Annotated in this window: 13 protein-coding genes; 4 read left to right on the forward strand and 9 right to left on the reverse strand. The window is 71.8% G+C overall.

Features of this window, described 5'->3' with window-relative positions:
* Window positions 1–48: 48 nt before the first annotated feature.
* The 9 genes from ADL25_RS15635 to ADL25_RS15670 all read right to left on the reverse strand — a co-directional run bounded on the left by ADL25_RS15635 (window position 49) and on the right by ADL25_RS15670 (window position 11,559).
* On the reverse strand, window positions 49–1,446 hold the full coding sequence (locus ADL25_RS15635; protein ID WP_059128336.1) for a hypothetical protein: 1,398 nt from the start codon (window positions 1,444–1,446) through the stop codon (window positions 49–51).
* Entirely contained in the window at window positions 1,443–3,173 is a 1,731-nt protein-coding gene (pelF, locus tag ADL25_RS15640) for a GT4 family glycosyltransferase PelF (protein WP_059128337.1), read from the reverse strand. Before pelF ends, ADL25_RS15635 begins: the two co-directional genes overlap by 4 nt.
* Before the next feature lie 220 nt (window positions 3,174–3,393).
* Window positions 3,394–5,010: a dipeptide ABC transporter ATP-binding protein gene (locus ADL25_RS15645; protein ID WP_059128338.1), complete on the reverse strand. Its 1,617-nt coding sequence runs from the start codon at window positions 5,008–5,010 to the stop codon at window positions 3,394–3,396.
* A complete protein-coding gene (locus ADL25_RS15650) occupies window positions 5,007–6,005 on the reverse strand; it encodes an ABC transporter permease (RefSeq protein WP_059128339.1) in 999 nt (332 codons plus the stop codon). The genes ADL25_RS15645 and ADL25_RS15650 overlap by 4 nt, the downstream gene beginning before the upstream one ends.
* Window positions 6,002–7,018 carry an ABC transporter permease gene (locus ADL25_RS15655; protein WP_059128340.1) on the reverse strand — a complete coding sequence of 339 codons (1,017 nt, stop codon included), beginning with the start codon at window positions 7,016–7,018 and terminating at the stop codon, window positions 6,002–6,004. Before ADL25_RS15655 ends, ADL25_RS15650 begins: the two co-directional genes overlap by 4 nt.
* Window positions 7,019–7,022: 4 nt before the next feature.
* A complete protein-coding gene (locus tag ADL25_RS15660; protein ID WP_059128341.1) occupies window positions 7,023–8,735 on the reverse strand; it encodes an ABC transporter substrate-binding protein in 1,713 nt (570 codons plus the stop codon).
* Window positions 8,736–8,912: 177 nt separating this feature from the next.
* Window positions 8,913–9,005: an Ms4533A family Cys-rich leader peptide gene (locus ADL25_RS51875; RefSeq protein WP_319113919.1), complete on the reverse strand. Its 93-nt coding sequence runs from the start codon at window positions 9,003–9,005 to the stop codon at window positions 8,913–8,915.
* 56 nt (window positions 9,006–9,061) lie between these two features.
* Window positions 9,062–10,471, reverse strand: a complete 1,410-nt coding sequence (locus ADL25_RS15665) for a DUF3152 domain-containing protein (protein WP_234380935.1) — start codon at window positions 10,469–10,471, stop codon at window positions 9,062–9,064.
* 8 nt (window positions 10,472–10,479) lie between these two features.
* Complete coding sequence (locus ADL25_RS15670) at window positions 10,480–11,559, reverse strand: alpha/beta fold hydrolase (RefSeq protein WP_059128342.1); 1,080 nt, start codon at window positions 11,557–11,559, stop codon at window positions 10,480–10,482.
* A 206-nt stretch (window positions 11,560–11,765) separates the two neighbouring features.
* Here ADL25_RS15670 and ADL25_RS15675 point away from each other — a divergent pair, with 206 nt between their 5' ends.
* From ADL25_RS15675 to ADL25_RS15690, 4 genes are all read left to right on the forward strand, one after another.
* The gene (locus tag ADL25_RS15675) at window positions 11,766–11,987 is read left to right on the forward strand and encodes a hypothetical protein (protein ID WP_059128343.1); all 222 of its coding nucleotides are present in this window, start codon (window positions 11,766–11,768) and stop codon (window positions 11,985–11,987) included.
* A 356-nt stretch (window positions 11,988–12,343) separates the two neighbouring features.
* Window positions 12,344–12,988, forward strand: a complete 645-nt coding sequence (locus ADL25_RS15680) for a TetR/AcrR family transcriptional regulator (protein ID WP_059128344.1) — start codon at window positions 12,344–12,346, stop codon at window positions 12,986–12,988.
* Window positions 12,989–13,142: 154 nt separating this feature from the next.
* Entirely contained in the window at window positions 13,143–13,370 is a 228-nt protein-coding gene (locus ADL25_RS15685; RefSeq protein ID WP_059128345.1) for a DUF3107 domain-containing protein, read from the forward strand.
* Window positions 13,371–13,566: 196 nt separating this feature from the next.
* On the forward strand, window positions 13,567–13,836 hold the full coding sequence (locus ADL25_RS15690; RefSeq protein WP_059128346.1) for a hypothetical protein: 270 nt from the start codon (window positions 13,567–13,569) through the stop codon (window positions 13,834–13,836).
* Window positions 13,837–13,844 lie beyond the last annotated feature (8 nt).

Raw genomic sequence — 13,844 nt, forward strand, 5'->3', positions numbered from 1 at the left:
CTGCAACGGCGGTTCACGACGTCGGAGGCGGGACGCCATGGACCGGACTCACGGGGATCCGGGCGGCCTGGCGTGGGCGGACGCCCGGGTCAGGGTCCGCAGCGCGTGGGCCAGCAGGGCCAGGGCGGCCGGCGCGCACAGCAGGGCCGGGACGGCGTCCGCTCCCCCGGTGTCTGTCAGGGTCCGCACCGGCGCGGCAAGGAACGAGCAGCCGGGGAGCCGTCCGGCGAAGACCGAGGCCAGGGCAGTGGCCTCGGCGACGGCGACGGTGCCGAGGACGACCGCCGGGGCATGGCCGAAACCGTGCACGCAGAGCAGCCGGGCAAGCAGAAGGAGCGCTCCCACCGCGGCGGCTCCGGCGTATGCGGTGGGCTCGCCCAGCAGTGCCCCGCACAGTGCGAGCAGGGCTCCGAGGGCGCAGAGGAAGAGTCCGAACGTGCCGAGCAGGAGCGGCTTCGCCGAGGACGTGAAGTCCTCCAGGCCGCGGCTGACGGTGAGTTTGCGGCGGGCGCGCAGCGCGAAGAGGTGGGCGCACCAGACGGCGGGGGCGACGGCCAGGGCGAGGGCGAGGACCGGGGCGACGGCCAAGGTCCAGGTCCCGTGCGGGCCGCCGTTCAGCGCGGCCTCCAACAGGCCGTCGCCGAGGAGGGCGTAGGCGAGCAGCCAGCAGGTCCAGACGCGGGTCGCGGTGGACGCGGCTCGGGCGGGCGCGCGGAGCGGGCCGCGTCGGAGCGCCGTGCGCAGGCCGAACGCGACCGCGAGGACGCCGAACGCGGCGACGGCGAGCCGGACCCTGCCCTCGGTGGCCCGCAGCCCGATGACGGCGGCCGTGCACAGCGCGCCGGGGAGCAGCGCGAGGAGCACCCACACCCAGTTCCCGCGGGCGGCCGGCGCGGGCCCGGATCGTGGCGGGGGCGCGTCGCCGTCGCGCGGCACGCGCGCGTACATCTCCTCGGCCAGCGAGAAGACGTCCCGGTGCCGGAAGCGGGCGGCGGTCCGGTCGGTCAGGCCGTGCGCCTCGAGACCGGCCGCGATCTCCAGTGGGTCGACGGCGCGCTCGCACAGCTCGCGGTGCCGGTGGAGGAGGGTCTTGACCGGGTCGACGGCACCGCGGCGGGCAGAGGCCCTGCGGCCCGGGTCGCCGCTGTCGGCCGCGTGGGCGGTGACTCCCGCGGCAGGGGGCGCATGCTCCGGCGTGCCGGCATTCGAGCGCGGCTCGGCGCCCGGTGCACGGACCGCCGCCCGGCCCGGGTCCGTCCTGTCCGCCGTGCTCTCGGTCCCGCCGGACGATGCTCCGCCCTGGGGTCGAACCTCGCGGTCGGCGTCCGGGACGGCCTCGTCCGCGTGCCCTTCCCACACCCCGGCGAGCCATTCCTCCGACTGTGTGTCCCAGGGGCCGGAGTCGCCCGGTGTGCCGGGGCGGTCCAGTTCTCCGAGGTCGCTCATCGCGCCCCCTCCACGGCCGGGACGGATCCCTTGCGCTGTCGTGCGGGACGCCCGGAAGCCGTCGGCTCGCCCGGCGCCCACGCCCAGCGAGGCCTGCCGCCCGGCGTCCGCACCTCGGTCCAGCGGCCGGGCAGATGGGACTCCGCCGGTGCTCCGAAGGGCAGCGGCTCGCCCGATTCGTTCACCAGCACCCGCCGCACCGGGGCGTGCGAGACGATCTCCAGGTAAATGCCGTGAAATGCCGCCACGTTCTGCTCGACGGTGAACAGCTCCAGGGCCCGCGCGCGGGCGGCCGCGCCGAGGCGCTCACGGCGCTCGGGGTCACTCAGCAACGCCAGGCACGTCTCCGCGAGCGCCCGCGGATTGCGCGACGGGACCACGAGTCCCGTGCCACCGATGACCTCCACCACCGCGCCCACGTCCGTGGAGACCGTCACCCGGCCGCAGAACATGGCCTCCACCAGGCTGATCGGGAACCCTTCGACCACGCTCGACAGGACAACGACCGCGCCGGCGGCGTACGCCGCCGCCAGGTCGGGCACCTCCGGCCCGCCGATCTCCTCGAAGGACACCGGGTTGTCGCCGATGGCGTGCACGCCTTCGGCCTCGTCGGGGAAGAGCTGTGCGGCCAGCGCCTTGCAGTGCCCCAGATAGGCCGTGCCGTCGGCGTCGGCGGCGGCGCCCACGATCCGCAGGCGCGCCTTCGGCTCCTCCCGGTGGATCTCCGCGAAGGCGTGCAGCAGGGAGATCAGATCCTTGGCGGGTTCGACACGGCCGACCCAGACCAGGGTGTGCGGGTCCGCGCCGTCGGCCGACTCGCCCACCTCCGTGAAGCGGGACGCCTCCATGCCGGGATAGACCGTGCGCAGCCTCTCCCGGTCGGCGCCGCACCGTTCCTGCCAGCGGCGGGCATGGGTGTTGCCGGGTGTGATGCAGGCCGCCCTGCGGTAGACCTCGGCGGCCAGCCGCCGGTGGAAGGAGGCGAGCAGCGCGCGTACCGGGGACGCCTCCTCCTGCGCCCCCAGGTAGTGCGCTCGCAACTGGACGCCGTACTCCGTGACCAGGAGCGGAACTCCGGTGAAGTGTCCGGCGAGCAGCCCGGTGAGGGCCGCGGCACCGCCCGTGGTGGCATGGCAGAGGTCGACGGCGCCGAGGGCGTCGTCCTCGTACCAGCGGAGCGAGAGGGGGCGCAGGGCGCGTTCGACCTGGGCGGCGACTTCGAGCAGTTCGGGAACGCGCGCCGCGCGCGCCGTACGCAGGGCGTGGGGCGCGCGGCAGGCGTGTTCGAGGGCGCGCAGGGCGGTCTCGGAGCGCAGGGCACCGGTCAGTCCGCCCTCGTCGCGGGCGAGTTCGGCAAGCGCGTACAGCGCTGCGCCGAAACGGTCCGCCTCGGGGCCGGCGCCCTCGGAGTCCTGCTGCGTCGGGCCCGGCTGCTGCGCAGCACAGAGCGCGGCGGCCAGTTCCGCGTACGCATCGGTGAACCGCCGCCGCGCACGGCGCCCGTGCACCGCCCCGTCGTCCTGCGGTCTCCACAGGGGCGCCGTCCGCACCCTGCCGACCTGTGGCGGCAGCGGGATCCGGCCCTCGGCTTCCTGCCGTTCCGTGCGGCTGAGCGCGTAGACGTCGAACTCATGCTGCCCGAGTCCGTGCACCAGCCGATCGCACCAGAGCCCGGCGTCACCATTCACATACGGATAGCCACCCTCCGTAAGCAGTCCGATGCGCACGTGTGCACCCCCGATCTCCCATATGGGAACCGCCGTTGGCCCCGGCGGCTCGCAGCGGGACGAACGTATGCGGACAAGGCGGTGGCGCGATGGACGGTTGTCCATCGCGCCACCAAAAGGGGTGAACGGTCGTAACTTTCCCGGACGGAGCGCGTTCGGTCGCGCTATGAGTTCAACGGATCACACTCCGTCCCGATGCCGAGCCTTGCCCGACGGGGCGTCACGCCGAGGTCAGCTCCTTGCGCGCGCTGCGCCGCCGGGCGGCCACCACGGGGTCGAGGGCCGGCACGGCGGCCAGGAGCTGCCGGGTGTACGGGTCCTGGGGCGCCCCGTACACCTCGTCGGCCGGCCCGTACTCGACGATCCGTCCGCCGCGCATCACGGCGACCCGGTCGCTGACCTGGCGCACGACCGCGAGGTCGTGCGCCACGAAGACGAGCGCGAGCCCGAGTTCGCGCTGCAGCTCGCCGAGCAGGGCGACCACCTGGGCCTGGGTGGTGACGTCGAGGGCGGAGACCGGTTCGTCGCACACGATGACGCGCGGATCGGCGGCGAGGGCCCGCGCGATACCGACGCGCTGGCGCTGCCCACCGCTGAACTCGTGCGGGTAGCGGTCGTAGTGCTCCGCATCGAGCCCGACGCGTGCGAGGAGTTCGCCCACGCGGTGCCGGATGTGCCGCTCGTCGCGCTCTCCGCGTGCCCGCAACGGGTCGGCGATCGACTCGCCCACACTGCGCCGGGGGTTGAGGGAGGAGACGGGGTCCTGGAAGACCATCTGGACGGCCGGGCCCACCCCCGACCGCACGCCTCCCTCGTAGCGGACCTCTCCGGCCGTGGGCTCGAGCAGCCCGACCAGCATGCGCCCGAGCGTGGTCTTCCCGCTGCCGCTCTCGCCCACGACTCCGAGGGTCTCCCCGCGCCTGACCGTCAGCGACACATCGTCCACGGCGGCGAACCTGCCCCTGCCGCGGCCGAATTCGCGCCGCAGCCCCACCGCCTCGATCACGACCTCCTCCGAGGGGGCGGCCGGGGAGACCCGGGAGACGTCCACGCGCGGGACCGCGCTCAGCAGGTCCCGGGTGTACTCCTCGCCGGGCGCCCCGAGCACGGTGGCGACCGAGCCGTGCTCGACTGCCTTCCCGTCCCGCATGACGAGCACCTCGTCGACGCTCTCGGCGGCGACACCCACGTCGTGCGTGACCAGCAGCAGCCCCATCCCGGTCTCCTGCCGCAGGGTGTGCAGCAGGTCGAGGATCTGGGCCTGGACGGTCACGTCCAGCGCGGTGGTCGGTTCGTCGGCGATCAGCAGATCGGGTTCGCAGGCCAGTGCCATGGCGATCAGGGCGCGCTGGCGCATGCCCCCGCTGAACTCGTGCGGGCGCGAGCGGGACCGCCGGGCCGCGTCCGGGATCCCCACCCTGTCCAGCACCTCGACCGCACGCGCGCGTGCGGCACGCCGGGAGGCGCGCGTGTGCACCCGGTACACCTCGGCAATCTGGTCGCCGATCGCGTAGTAGGGGTCCAGGGACGACAGCGGGTCCTGGAAGACCATCGCGGCCTTTGCGCCGCGCAGCCGGCGCAGTTCCTCGTCGGACGCCCGTCCCACGTCGGTCCCGGCGACCAGCACCGACCCGCCGACCCGGGCTCCCGTGTCGCGGTGCAGCCCCAGCAGGGCGGACGCGACGGTGGACTTGCCCGAGCCGGACTCGCCGACCAGGCCGAGGGCGCCTCCTTCCGCCAGTTCGAAGGAGAGTCCGTCGACGGCACGCAGCCCGCCGAACTCGACGGTGAGGTCCGCGACCTGTACCAGCGGAGCCGTCACAGGGGAGTCGCTCATGCCAGTACCACCCGTCGGTCGGCCACCGCGTACATCAGGTCCGCGACGGCGTTGGCGATGACCACGAAGAAGCCGATGACCAGGACCATGCCGACGACCACCGGCAGGTCGACGACCGCCACCGCGTGCACCAGTTCCTGACCGATGCCGGGGAGTCCGAACAGCGTCTCGGTGAGCACGGCGCCGCCGACGGCCGATCCGAAGTTGTTCGCGTTCAGCGCGATGACCGGGGCGAGCGCGCCGCGCAGTGCGTGCCGCCCGATGACCGAGCGCTCGCCGACGCCGTAGGCCCGGAAGGTCCGTATGTGGTCCTCGGCCAGGGTCTCCAGCATCGACGCCCTGGTCAGGCGGGCGAACGTGGCGGCCTCGATCAGGGCGAGCGAGAGCCAGGGCAGCAGCAGGTTCCACGCCCACTGTTCGGGGTCGTCGGTGAAGGCGACGTACTGCGGGAAGGGCAGCAGGTGCAGCTCGCCGCAGACCACGATCATCAGGACCAGGCCGATGACGAACACGGGTGTCGCCGTGCCCGCCAGGGTGATGCCGGTCAGCACGCGCTCGCTCAGCCGGCCGCGCCGCCATGCGGAGAGCATGCCGGTCCCGACGCCCAGGACGAGCCACAGGACCATCGCACCGAGCACGAGGGACAGGCTGACCGGGAGCTTGGCCAGGATCAGCTCGGTGACCTGCTGGTCGCTCTGGTACGACAGACCGAGGCACGGCGCGGAGCAGTGCTGCACGGCCGTACCCGTCGAGTAGTCCTGGCCGACGAGGATGCCTTCCAGGAAGTGCCAGTAGCGCAGGTACAGGGGGTCGTCGAGCCTGAGCTGCTGGGCCACCTGGTGCACCTGCTCCGGCGAGCAGCGCGGGCCGCAGGTGATCTGCGCGACGTTGCCGGGAGTGGCGTAGAAGACGACGTAGATGATCACCGAGATGGCGAACAGGGTGATCACTGCCCCGACACCGCGGCGCAGCACGAAACCGCCGAAGCCGCTCATGCGTCCGCTCCCTTCCCGGGTCCGGAACCGGCCCCGCGCCTGCGGCCCGCGCCGACGCGCAGCCGGGAGGCCGCGCGCGGGTCGAGCGCGGTGCGCACCCCGTCGCCGAGGACGGTGAGCGCGAGGACGGTCACGAACAGCGCGCCGGCGGGGAACAGCAGGTACTGGGGGGCCGCCTGGTACCAGACGTCGGCGGCGGTCAGCATCTGCCCCCAGGACGGAGTCGGCGGTTTCACGCCCACGCCGAGGAAGGACAGGGCGGCTTCGACCGAGATGTTGATCGGGACGAGCAGGGCCGCGTACGTGATGACGGGCGCGGCGAGGCCGGGCAGGAGTTCGCGGCGGGCGATACGCCATGTCCCCCAGCCGCTGAGCCGGGCCGCGGAGACGTAGTCGAGCCCCTTGAGCGTGAGCGTCTGCGCGCGCACGATCTTGGCGATGTTGCCCCAGGCGATCAGTCCGATGACAAGGGTGACCAGGACGGGCCGCGGGAAGCTCGACGGCACGATGGCGAGCAGCGCCAGGGACATGATCATGAGAGGCATGGCGACGATGATGTCGGTGACACGGCTCAGGAGCTGGTCGACCCATCGGCTGCCGAGCGCCGAAGCGACTCCGATCGTGATCCCGATGACGACCTGCACCACGGTCGCCGCGAGGGCGACGCCGAGCGACACCCGGGCCCCGTACACCAGACGCGCGAACAGGTCGCGACCGGTCTGGGGTTCGACGCCGAGCCAGTGGTGGGCGCTCATGCCGCCGAACGATCCCACGGGCACTCCCCCCCGGGCCGAGTCGATGAGCGAGGGGTGGTACGTGGTCGGGTCCTGGCCCTCGAGCGCGGTGAGCAGGGGCGCGACGAGCGCGACCAGGACCAGCAGCGCGACGACGACCGCCGCGACAAGGGCGGCGCGCTGCGCCCGCAGCCGCCGCCAGAACGAATGAGCCCCCGAGGCCCCCGGGACGGATGTGTCCGTCCCGGGGGCCTGAGAGGCGACAAGTGCCTCACTCACGACGTCACTTCACCGCGACCTGCGAGATGTCCAGCACACCGGTCCAGTCGCTGATCACGATGTTCTTGACGTCCTTGCCGTACAGGCGCTTGTAGACCGGGTGGAACAGCGGCACGGTCAGGGCCTGCTCACCGATCTTCCGGTCCAGTGCGCCCCAGCGCTTGGCCGCCGCGTCGAGGTCGGTCAGCTTGTTGATCGCGTCGATCTCGGTGTTGACGGACGAGTCGTTCAGCAGACCGTTGTTGAAGTTCGAGCCGTCCTTGACGATCTGCCGGCCGTCGAAGATCGGGGCGAGGAACGGACCGCCGGACGGCCAGTCGGCGCCCCAGTGAGCCAGGAAGAAGCCCGGCTCGGTCTTCACGTTGTGGATCTTGTCCCTGTAGTCGTTGTCCTCCAGGCCCTGGAGCTTGACCGTGATGCCGGCCTTCTTGAGCGCGTCCTGGATCGCGGTGGCGATCTCCGGACTCGTCTCGAAGTCCTTGCTGTTGGAGTGGGTCAGGGTGACGGTGAGCCCGTTCGGGTAACCGGCCTCCTTCAGCAGCTCCTTGGCCTTGGCCGCGTCGCCCGTTCGGCCCGCCGGGAAGAGGTCGTACGGCGTGTAGCCGAAGGACTTCTGGTCGGGCAGGAAGGTGGTCGCGGGCTCCGCCAGCGCGGATCCGCCCGCCGCGTTGACGACCGACGACCGGTCGATGGCGTACGAGACCGCCTGTCGCACCTTGGCGTTGTCGAACGGCTTGACCGTCGGATTGAACGCGATGTAGTTCGTGTAGCCGAAGTGGCCGGTGCCGACGCGCGACGCCAGCTCCTTGTCACCGGTCACCTTGGCGAGCTCGGCCGGGCCGAGGTTGGTGTCCGTGGTGACCGCGGCGGCGTCCGCGCCCTGGGACGCCGACAGCCGCTGGTTGATCACGGAGGAGTCGAGCCCGGAGCGCACGTCGATCTTGTCCGGGTAGGCCTTGCGCTGGTCGTCCTCCGACCAGTGCGTGTTGCGCTCCAGGACGAGCCGCTCACCGTCGTTCTGGTTCTCGACGACCTTGTACGGGCCGGACGAGACCGGGTGCTCCTCGTACTTGGTGCCGGTGTCCTTGGCCTTCGGCACGGGCGCGAACTGCGTCTGGGTGGCCAGGTAGGGGAACTCGCCCTCGGGCTTGTTCAGGTGGAAGACGATGGTCCGGTCGTCCGGCGTCTCGATCGCCGCAAGACCCTTCTTGTCCTTGTACGGGCCCTGGTAGTCGGCGGCACCGGACAGCCAGTCGCGCAGGTAGGGGGCACCGCCGGAGAGTTCCGGCGCGAAGGAGCGCTCGATGCCGTACTTGATGTCGGCCGAGGTGATCGGGCTGCCGTCCTCGTACTTCAGGCCCTCCTTGAGGGTGTACGTCCACACGGTCGCGTTCTCGCTCGGGCGCCCGGTGTCCGTCGCGAGGTCCGGGACGACCTTGGCGCCGGCGGCGCCGTTCTCGCGGTTGCGTGTGGTGAGGGTGCGGAAGACCAGGGAGGGGACGTTGCCGCCGCCGGAGGTGTACAGGCGGGCCGGGTCGAAGTCCTCCTGCGGGACGGAGTTCAGGACGGTCAGCGTGCCGCCCTTGTGGGGCGTGGAGTCGCCACCGGCACCCTTGGCATCGTTGTCCTTGGGCCCGCAGGCGGCGGCGCCCGCTGCCACGACCAGGCCGACGGATGCCGCTGCCAGGCGGCGCGCTATGACGGACGATTGACGCATCGGAATGACGACCTCTCGAGGGCGCGTCTCGAATGACGAGACAGGTGAACGACGGGTGAGACGGATGGAAGCAGACGTCTGCCCGGGCGCCGGGTCGTGGGAATCCGTGAACCGATCAGCGATGCCGAGGGGGCACGGAGGAGGCGAGGATCGCGACGCGAACGCCAGGGGCGGGCGTCAGCGACAGAGGATGTCGGCCACGCAGAGCGGGGTCACGCCGATGAGCGCCAGCTCGATGGCGGCGCGGCTGAAGGCGTGACGGGGCGACATGCCTAGAAATATGAACGAACTCTCTGGGCATGTCAATGTGACGAAAGCGTCACCCGTCAACTCCGGGGGTACGGCCAGGGGTTGGGCAGACAGTGGATCCCGTCGTGGTCGAGGAACTTCGTCTGCTGCTGCATGACCGGCGCCAACTCGCCGTCCTTGTCACAGGTGACATGGCCGTAGCCGAGCCGGTGGCCGACCTCGTGGTTGATCAGCATCTGACGGTAGGAGTGAATCGCGTCACCGTAGGTCGTCGATCCCTGGGCCCACCGATAGGCGTTGATCATCACGCGGTCGGTGGCGGCCGAGTCGCACGAGACGTTGTCCTCCGTGGTGTCGAGGCCCGATTTGGCGCACCAGACGGCGGTGGTGCCGGGGCTGGCGAGCGTGATCACGAAGTCGGGTTTGCCGGAGTAGACGCGCTCGAAGGTCCGGGCACCGCTGTGGGCCCAGCTGCGCCCGTCGTTGAGGGTCTTCTGGACGGCCTGCGCGAACAGTTCCCCGTCGAGGCCGAGCCCCTTCTCCACGTCCACGCGATAGGTGTACTTCCGGCCCGTGCCCGGCGCCTTGGAGAAACCGGGGACGGCGGCGAACTTCCCCGAGCCCTTCAGCGTGGCGCTGAGCGGGTACCTCCTGCCCATGGCCTGCTCGTACGTCAGCGGTGTCGCGCCGGGCGCGGTGGAGGGGGTCGGACGGCCGTCGCCGCGGGTGGCGGAGCCGTGGATGTCGCGGGCCCGGTCGGTGCTGACCGCGGACCGTGCGGCGGTGTCGTCCTGCCCGTCGGTGACCTGGCCGGCGACGACGACCGCGAGCACCGTGGTGACGGCGGCGGCCGCGACCCCGGCGAGCGTGCGTCCCCTGCCGTTCCCTGTGCGCGGCGCCTCCTCGGCCGTGGGCCCCGGCGTGTCGCCGCTCTCGGCGTCCTTCCCGGTGGCACCGGCGTCGGTGAGGGGGACGGTGCCGCCCGTGCAGCGGGGCGTGAAGACGTCGTCGTCCTCGTCGAAGGCGTCGAGGTAGTCCTGGCGGGGGCCGTCCGTCCGCGACCGCTGTGCGGGGATACGGGGCCCGCGACGGCCGGGGGGCGCGGCCTGCGGCGTCCCAGTGGAGACCGCCCCAGACCTGAACTCGCCCCAGCCGCCGCCTGATTCACGCTGCTGAGGGTGGCCGCCGCGGACCTGGGGAACACCGTGGGCGGGGGTGCCGTCGGCCGGACGTGGCACCCCGTGGGCCGAAGTCGCCCCGGCCGGACGCGGCGCTCGCTGCGCCGGAGCCCCGCCGGGGAATCGGGGCACTCCGCGGGCCGGCGTGCCGTCCGGCAACCGCGGGACGCCTCGCGCCGGCGTTCCGTCGGCCTCGCGGGACGCCTCCCGCGCGCCGCGGTCCGGGACGTCCGTCGCCGATATGCCGGGCACCGTGCCCGTGTTCATCTGGGTCCTGTCGCCCCGCCCCTTGCGGCTGTGCCGTCCCACGCCGCGCCTCAGCTCCCCGCGCCGGCCGTGCCGGACTCGTCGTTCTTCCTGGAACCACCCTTGTCGGGCACGGCACCGTCACCGGCTCCGCGGCCGTCGTGCCTGCCCTCGGGCCCGTCCGCCCTCCCGGGCAGCTCGCCGGTGTCCGCGAGCAGCTCGCGGAACGCCGTGGAGACCACCTCGGGGTACTCCATCATCGCCACGTGCCCCGCCTCCGGCAGGGTCAGCAGCCGGGAATCGCGGAAGGCGCGCGACGCCCGCTGGGCCATGCGGAACGAGACCAGCTGGTCCCGGCCGCCGTACACCAGCAGCGTAGGGGACAGGACGCGCTCCGCCTGACGCCACAGGCCGTGCTGCCCGCCCAGCGTGTACGCGTTCACGATTCCACGCGCCGAGCGTGCCATCGCGTCCCAGAAGTACGGCAGCCGCAGCCGCCGCTCCATCTCCTCGACGGCGTTGCGGAAGCCCTCCGGCGTGACGCGCCCGGGGTCGCCGTAGCACAGCGCCATGACCCCGCGGACCCGCTGCTCGGCCGTCCAGCCCTGGGTGTAGCGGGTGAACAGTGCGGCGACACCCGGGAGCGCGAGAAATCCCGTCGGGACGGCACCGCGCTGAATGAAGATCTCTGGGAGTGCGGGCGACACGAGGGTGAGCGTACGCACCAGATCGGGGCGTACGGCAGCCACCCGTGTGACCACGGCACCGCCCATGGAGTTGCCGAACAGGTGCACGGGACCGCGCCCCGACGCGTCGAGATAGCGGATGACCGCGCGCGCGTGCCCGGTGACCGAGTAGTCGCCGTCGTCCGGCGGCGGCGAGTCGCCGAAGCCCGGCAGGTCCAGGGCCTCGCCGTCGACGAGTCCGTCGACCTCCGCCATCAGGGCCGACCAGTTCTGGGAGGAACCGCCGAGCCCGTGGATGTAGAGCGCGGGTGCCAGCCCCTCGCGCTCCGGTGGTCTCGACCGGACGGTCAGCGTGATGCCCGGGAGTCCGACCGACCGGAGCCGCTCCCCCTCCTCGACCCTGACGGGCGCGACCTTCGGGAGCACATTGGCGGCCGCGACGGACGGGAGCTCGGTCGAAGACATGCGGCAATGTTACGAGACGATCACGCAGTGATTCGTGTGTTCGCCGTCACAGCGGGCGAGGTCGGTCCCGCGGGAGGGATCCCGAAACGGCCTTTCACCACACATAGCGTCCCGATCGGGTGTCTCCTAGGCTCATAGCAGGGCACCCGCATGTGGATCCCCCCTCTTTCGGGGAGACTCCAGGAGTTCTAGGAAGGGAGCCCACCATGGCCGTAGACCCCACTGATCCCGAGACGTTCGAGGAGGACGAGGCCGAGGCCGCCGAACTCGACGTGGAGGCCCCGGAGAACGACGCCGCCGAACAGCACACGGAACTCGACCCGGAGGGCGACGAGCCCCTGACCGAGGAGGAGATCCTGCGCGCCAACGAGGCGGACCTGGTGGAGCAGAAACGCGTCGTGCGGCTCGACGAGGACGACTACCGCTGAGTGGTGAGCGGTCATGGGGCACAGGATCGGTGAGGTACGAGGGCGATCACCCCGGGCGGTACGGCCGTCCCCGGACATGTTCTCGTCGGGAGACGACGGCGCCGGGAGAGACCCTCGGCCGGGCCGGGACGATCCGCCCGGACCGGCGCACGGACGATGGACGGGACGCGGGAGCACGCGCCCGTGACCGGCACCGAGCGGCCTTTCGCCCGACCTGTCCCGTTGAGGGAACTCCGCGCGGCTTTCGCCGCCGTCCGGTCCGTGAAATTCTGCGTTCGCACCGCGCACAGCACGGTTACCGAAAAGTACGATGGCGGCGCGGCGCACACCGCAAGTGGACGATTTTGGGAGGCGGCGTGACAGCCATCGAGCAGACAGAGGCAGCACGCCCGCGAGGCACGCGCCTGCCGCGCCGTGCCCGACGGAACCAGCTGCTGGGCGCCGCCCAGGAAGTCTTCGTGGCCCAGGGCTACCACTCGGCCGCGATGGACGACATCGCCGAGCGTGCCGGTGTCAGCAAGCCGGTGCTCTACCAGCACTTCCCCGGCAAGCTCGACCTCTATCTGGCCCTGCTGGACCAGCACTGCGAGGCCCTGCTCGAAGCCGTGCGGAACGCGCTCGCGTCGACGACGGACAACAAGCAGCGCGTGCGGGCCACGATGGACGCGTACTTCGCCTACGTCGAGGACGACGGCGGCGCCTTCCGGCTGGTCTTCGAGTCGGACCTGACGAACGAGCCCGCGGTACGCGAGCGCGTCGACAAGGTCACGTTCGAGTGCGCCGAGGCGATCTGCGACGTCATCGCCGAGGACACGGGTCTGTCCCGAGCCGAATCGATGCTGCTGGCCTCGGGCCTCGGCGGCCTCGCCCAGGTGGTGGCGCGCTCCTGGCTGCACAGCGACCGCAGCGTGCCACGCGACCAGGCGGTCCAGTTGCTGACCTCGCTGGCCTGGCGGGGCATCGCCGGATTCCCGCTCCACGGCAGCGAACAACACCACTGAGTCGTTCTCGCAAGGATGTACTGCGGTTTTGTTCCCGCAGGCTGTTCGCTCATGGCGTGCCGGAGCGGAGCGTGCACGTCCCCTCACCGGGCTAATGTGTGCTGGTACGGCGCGGACGGCCGCGCACATCACTGACCGTCGGAGGGACAAAGCCGTGGAGGTCAAGATCGGCGTGCAGCACGCGCCCCGCGAGATCGTTCTGGAGAGCGGTCAGACTGCCGAGGAGGTCGAGCGCCTCGTGGCCGAGGCACTGGGAGGCAAGTCGCCGCTGCTCAGCCTCGTGGACGAGCACGGCCGCAAGCTCCTCGTCCCGGCCGACCGCCTCGCGTACGTGGAGATCGGCGAGCAGGCCCCGCGCAAGGTGGGCTTCGGCACGCTGTAGTGCCGAACGGATCAGGGGCCTGCCGGCGAGTGCCGGCGGGCCCCTTTTCGTTGCGCCCCTGCGGCCGTCCAGGCGGAACACGCACACAGACGGAGCACATCCCCCGCACAGAGGAGGATTGCGTTCCGCACGCCGCGGGTAGTACCGGCTACGACCGATTTGCCCAGGCAGCAGCCGTGCGGGAGGGAACCTCGTCATGTTCTTGGAAGCGCTCGGCTCCGCCGTCCTCGGTCTGGCCCTGGCATGGTTCGCGACACACCGGCTGCCCCACCGGCTGCCGCCGCGTCTGCTCGTGGTGCCGACGGGCGTCGCGGGGGCCCTCTTCGGAGCGTTCGTCACCCACAGCGCGGTCGGCGCGGGGAGCCTGCTCGTCATCCTTCTCGGAGCGCTGGTCGTCTCCGCGGCCTCACTGTCGCTGTTGCTGCGTCCCGCGGAAAGATTCCGCCGCCGGTCGGCGACGGCCTGAGGCCGCTC

Origin of the sequence: Streptomyces sp. NRRL F-5122 (genome assembly GCF_001507435.1) — a bacterium.
GTDB classification, from domain to species: domain Bacteria; phylum Actinomycetota; class Actinomycetes; order Streptomycetales; family Streptomycetaceae; genus Streptomyces; species Streptomyces lannensis.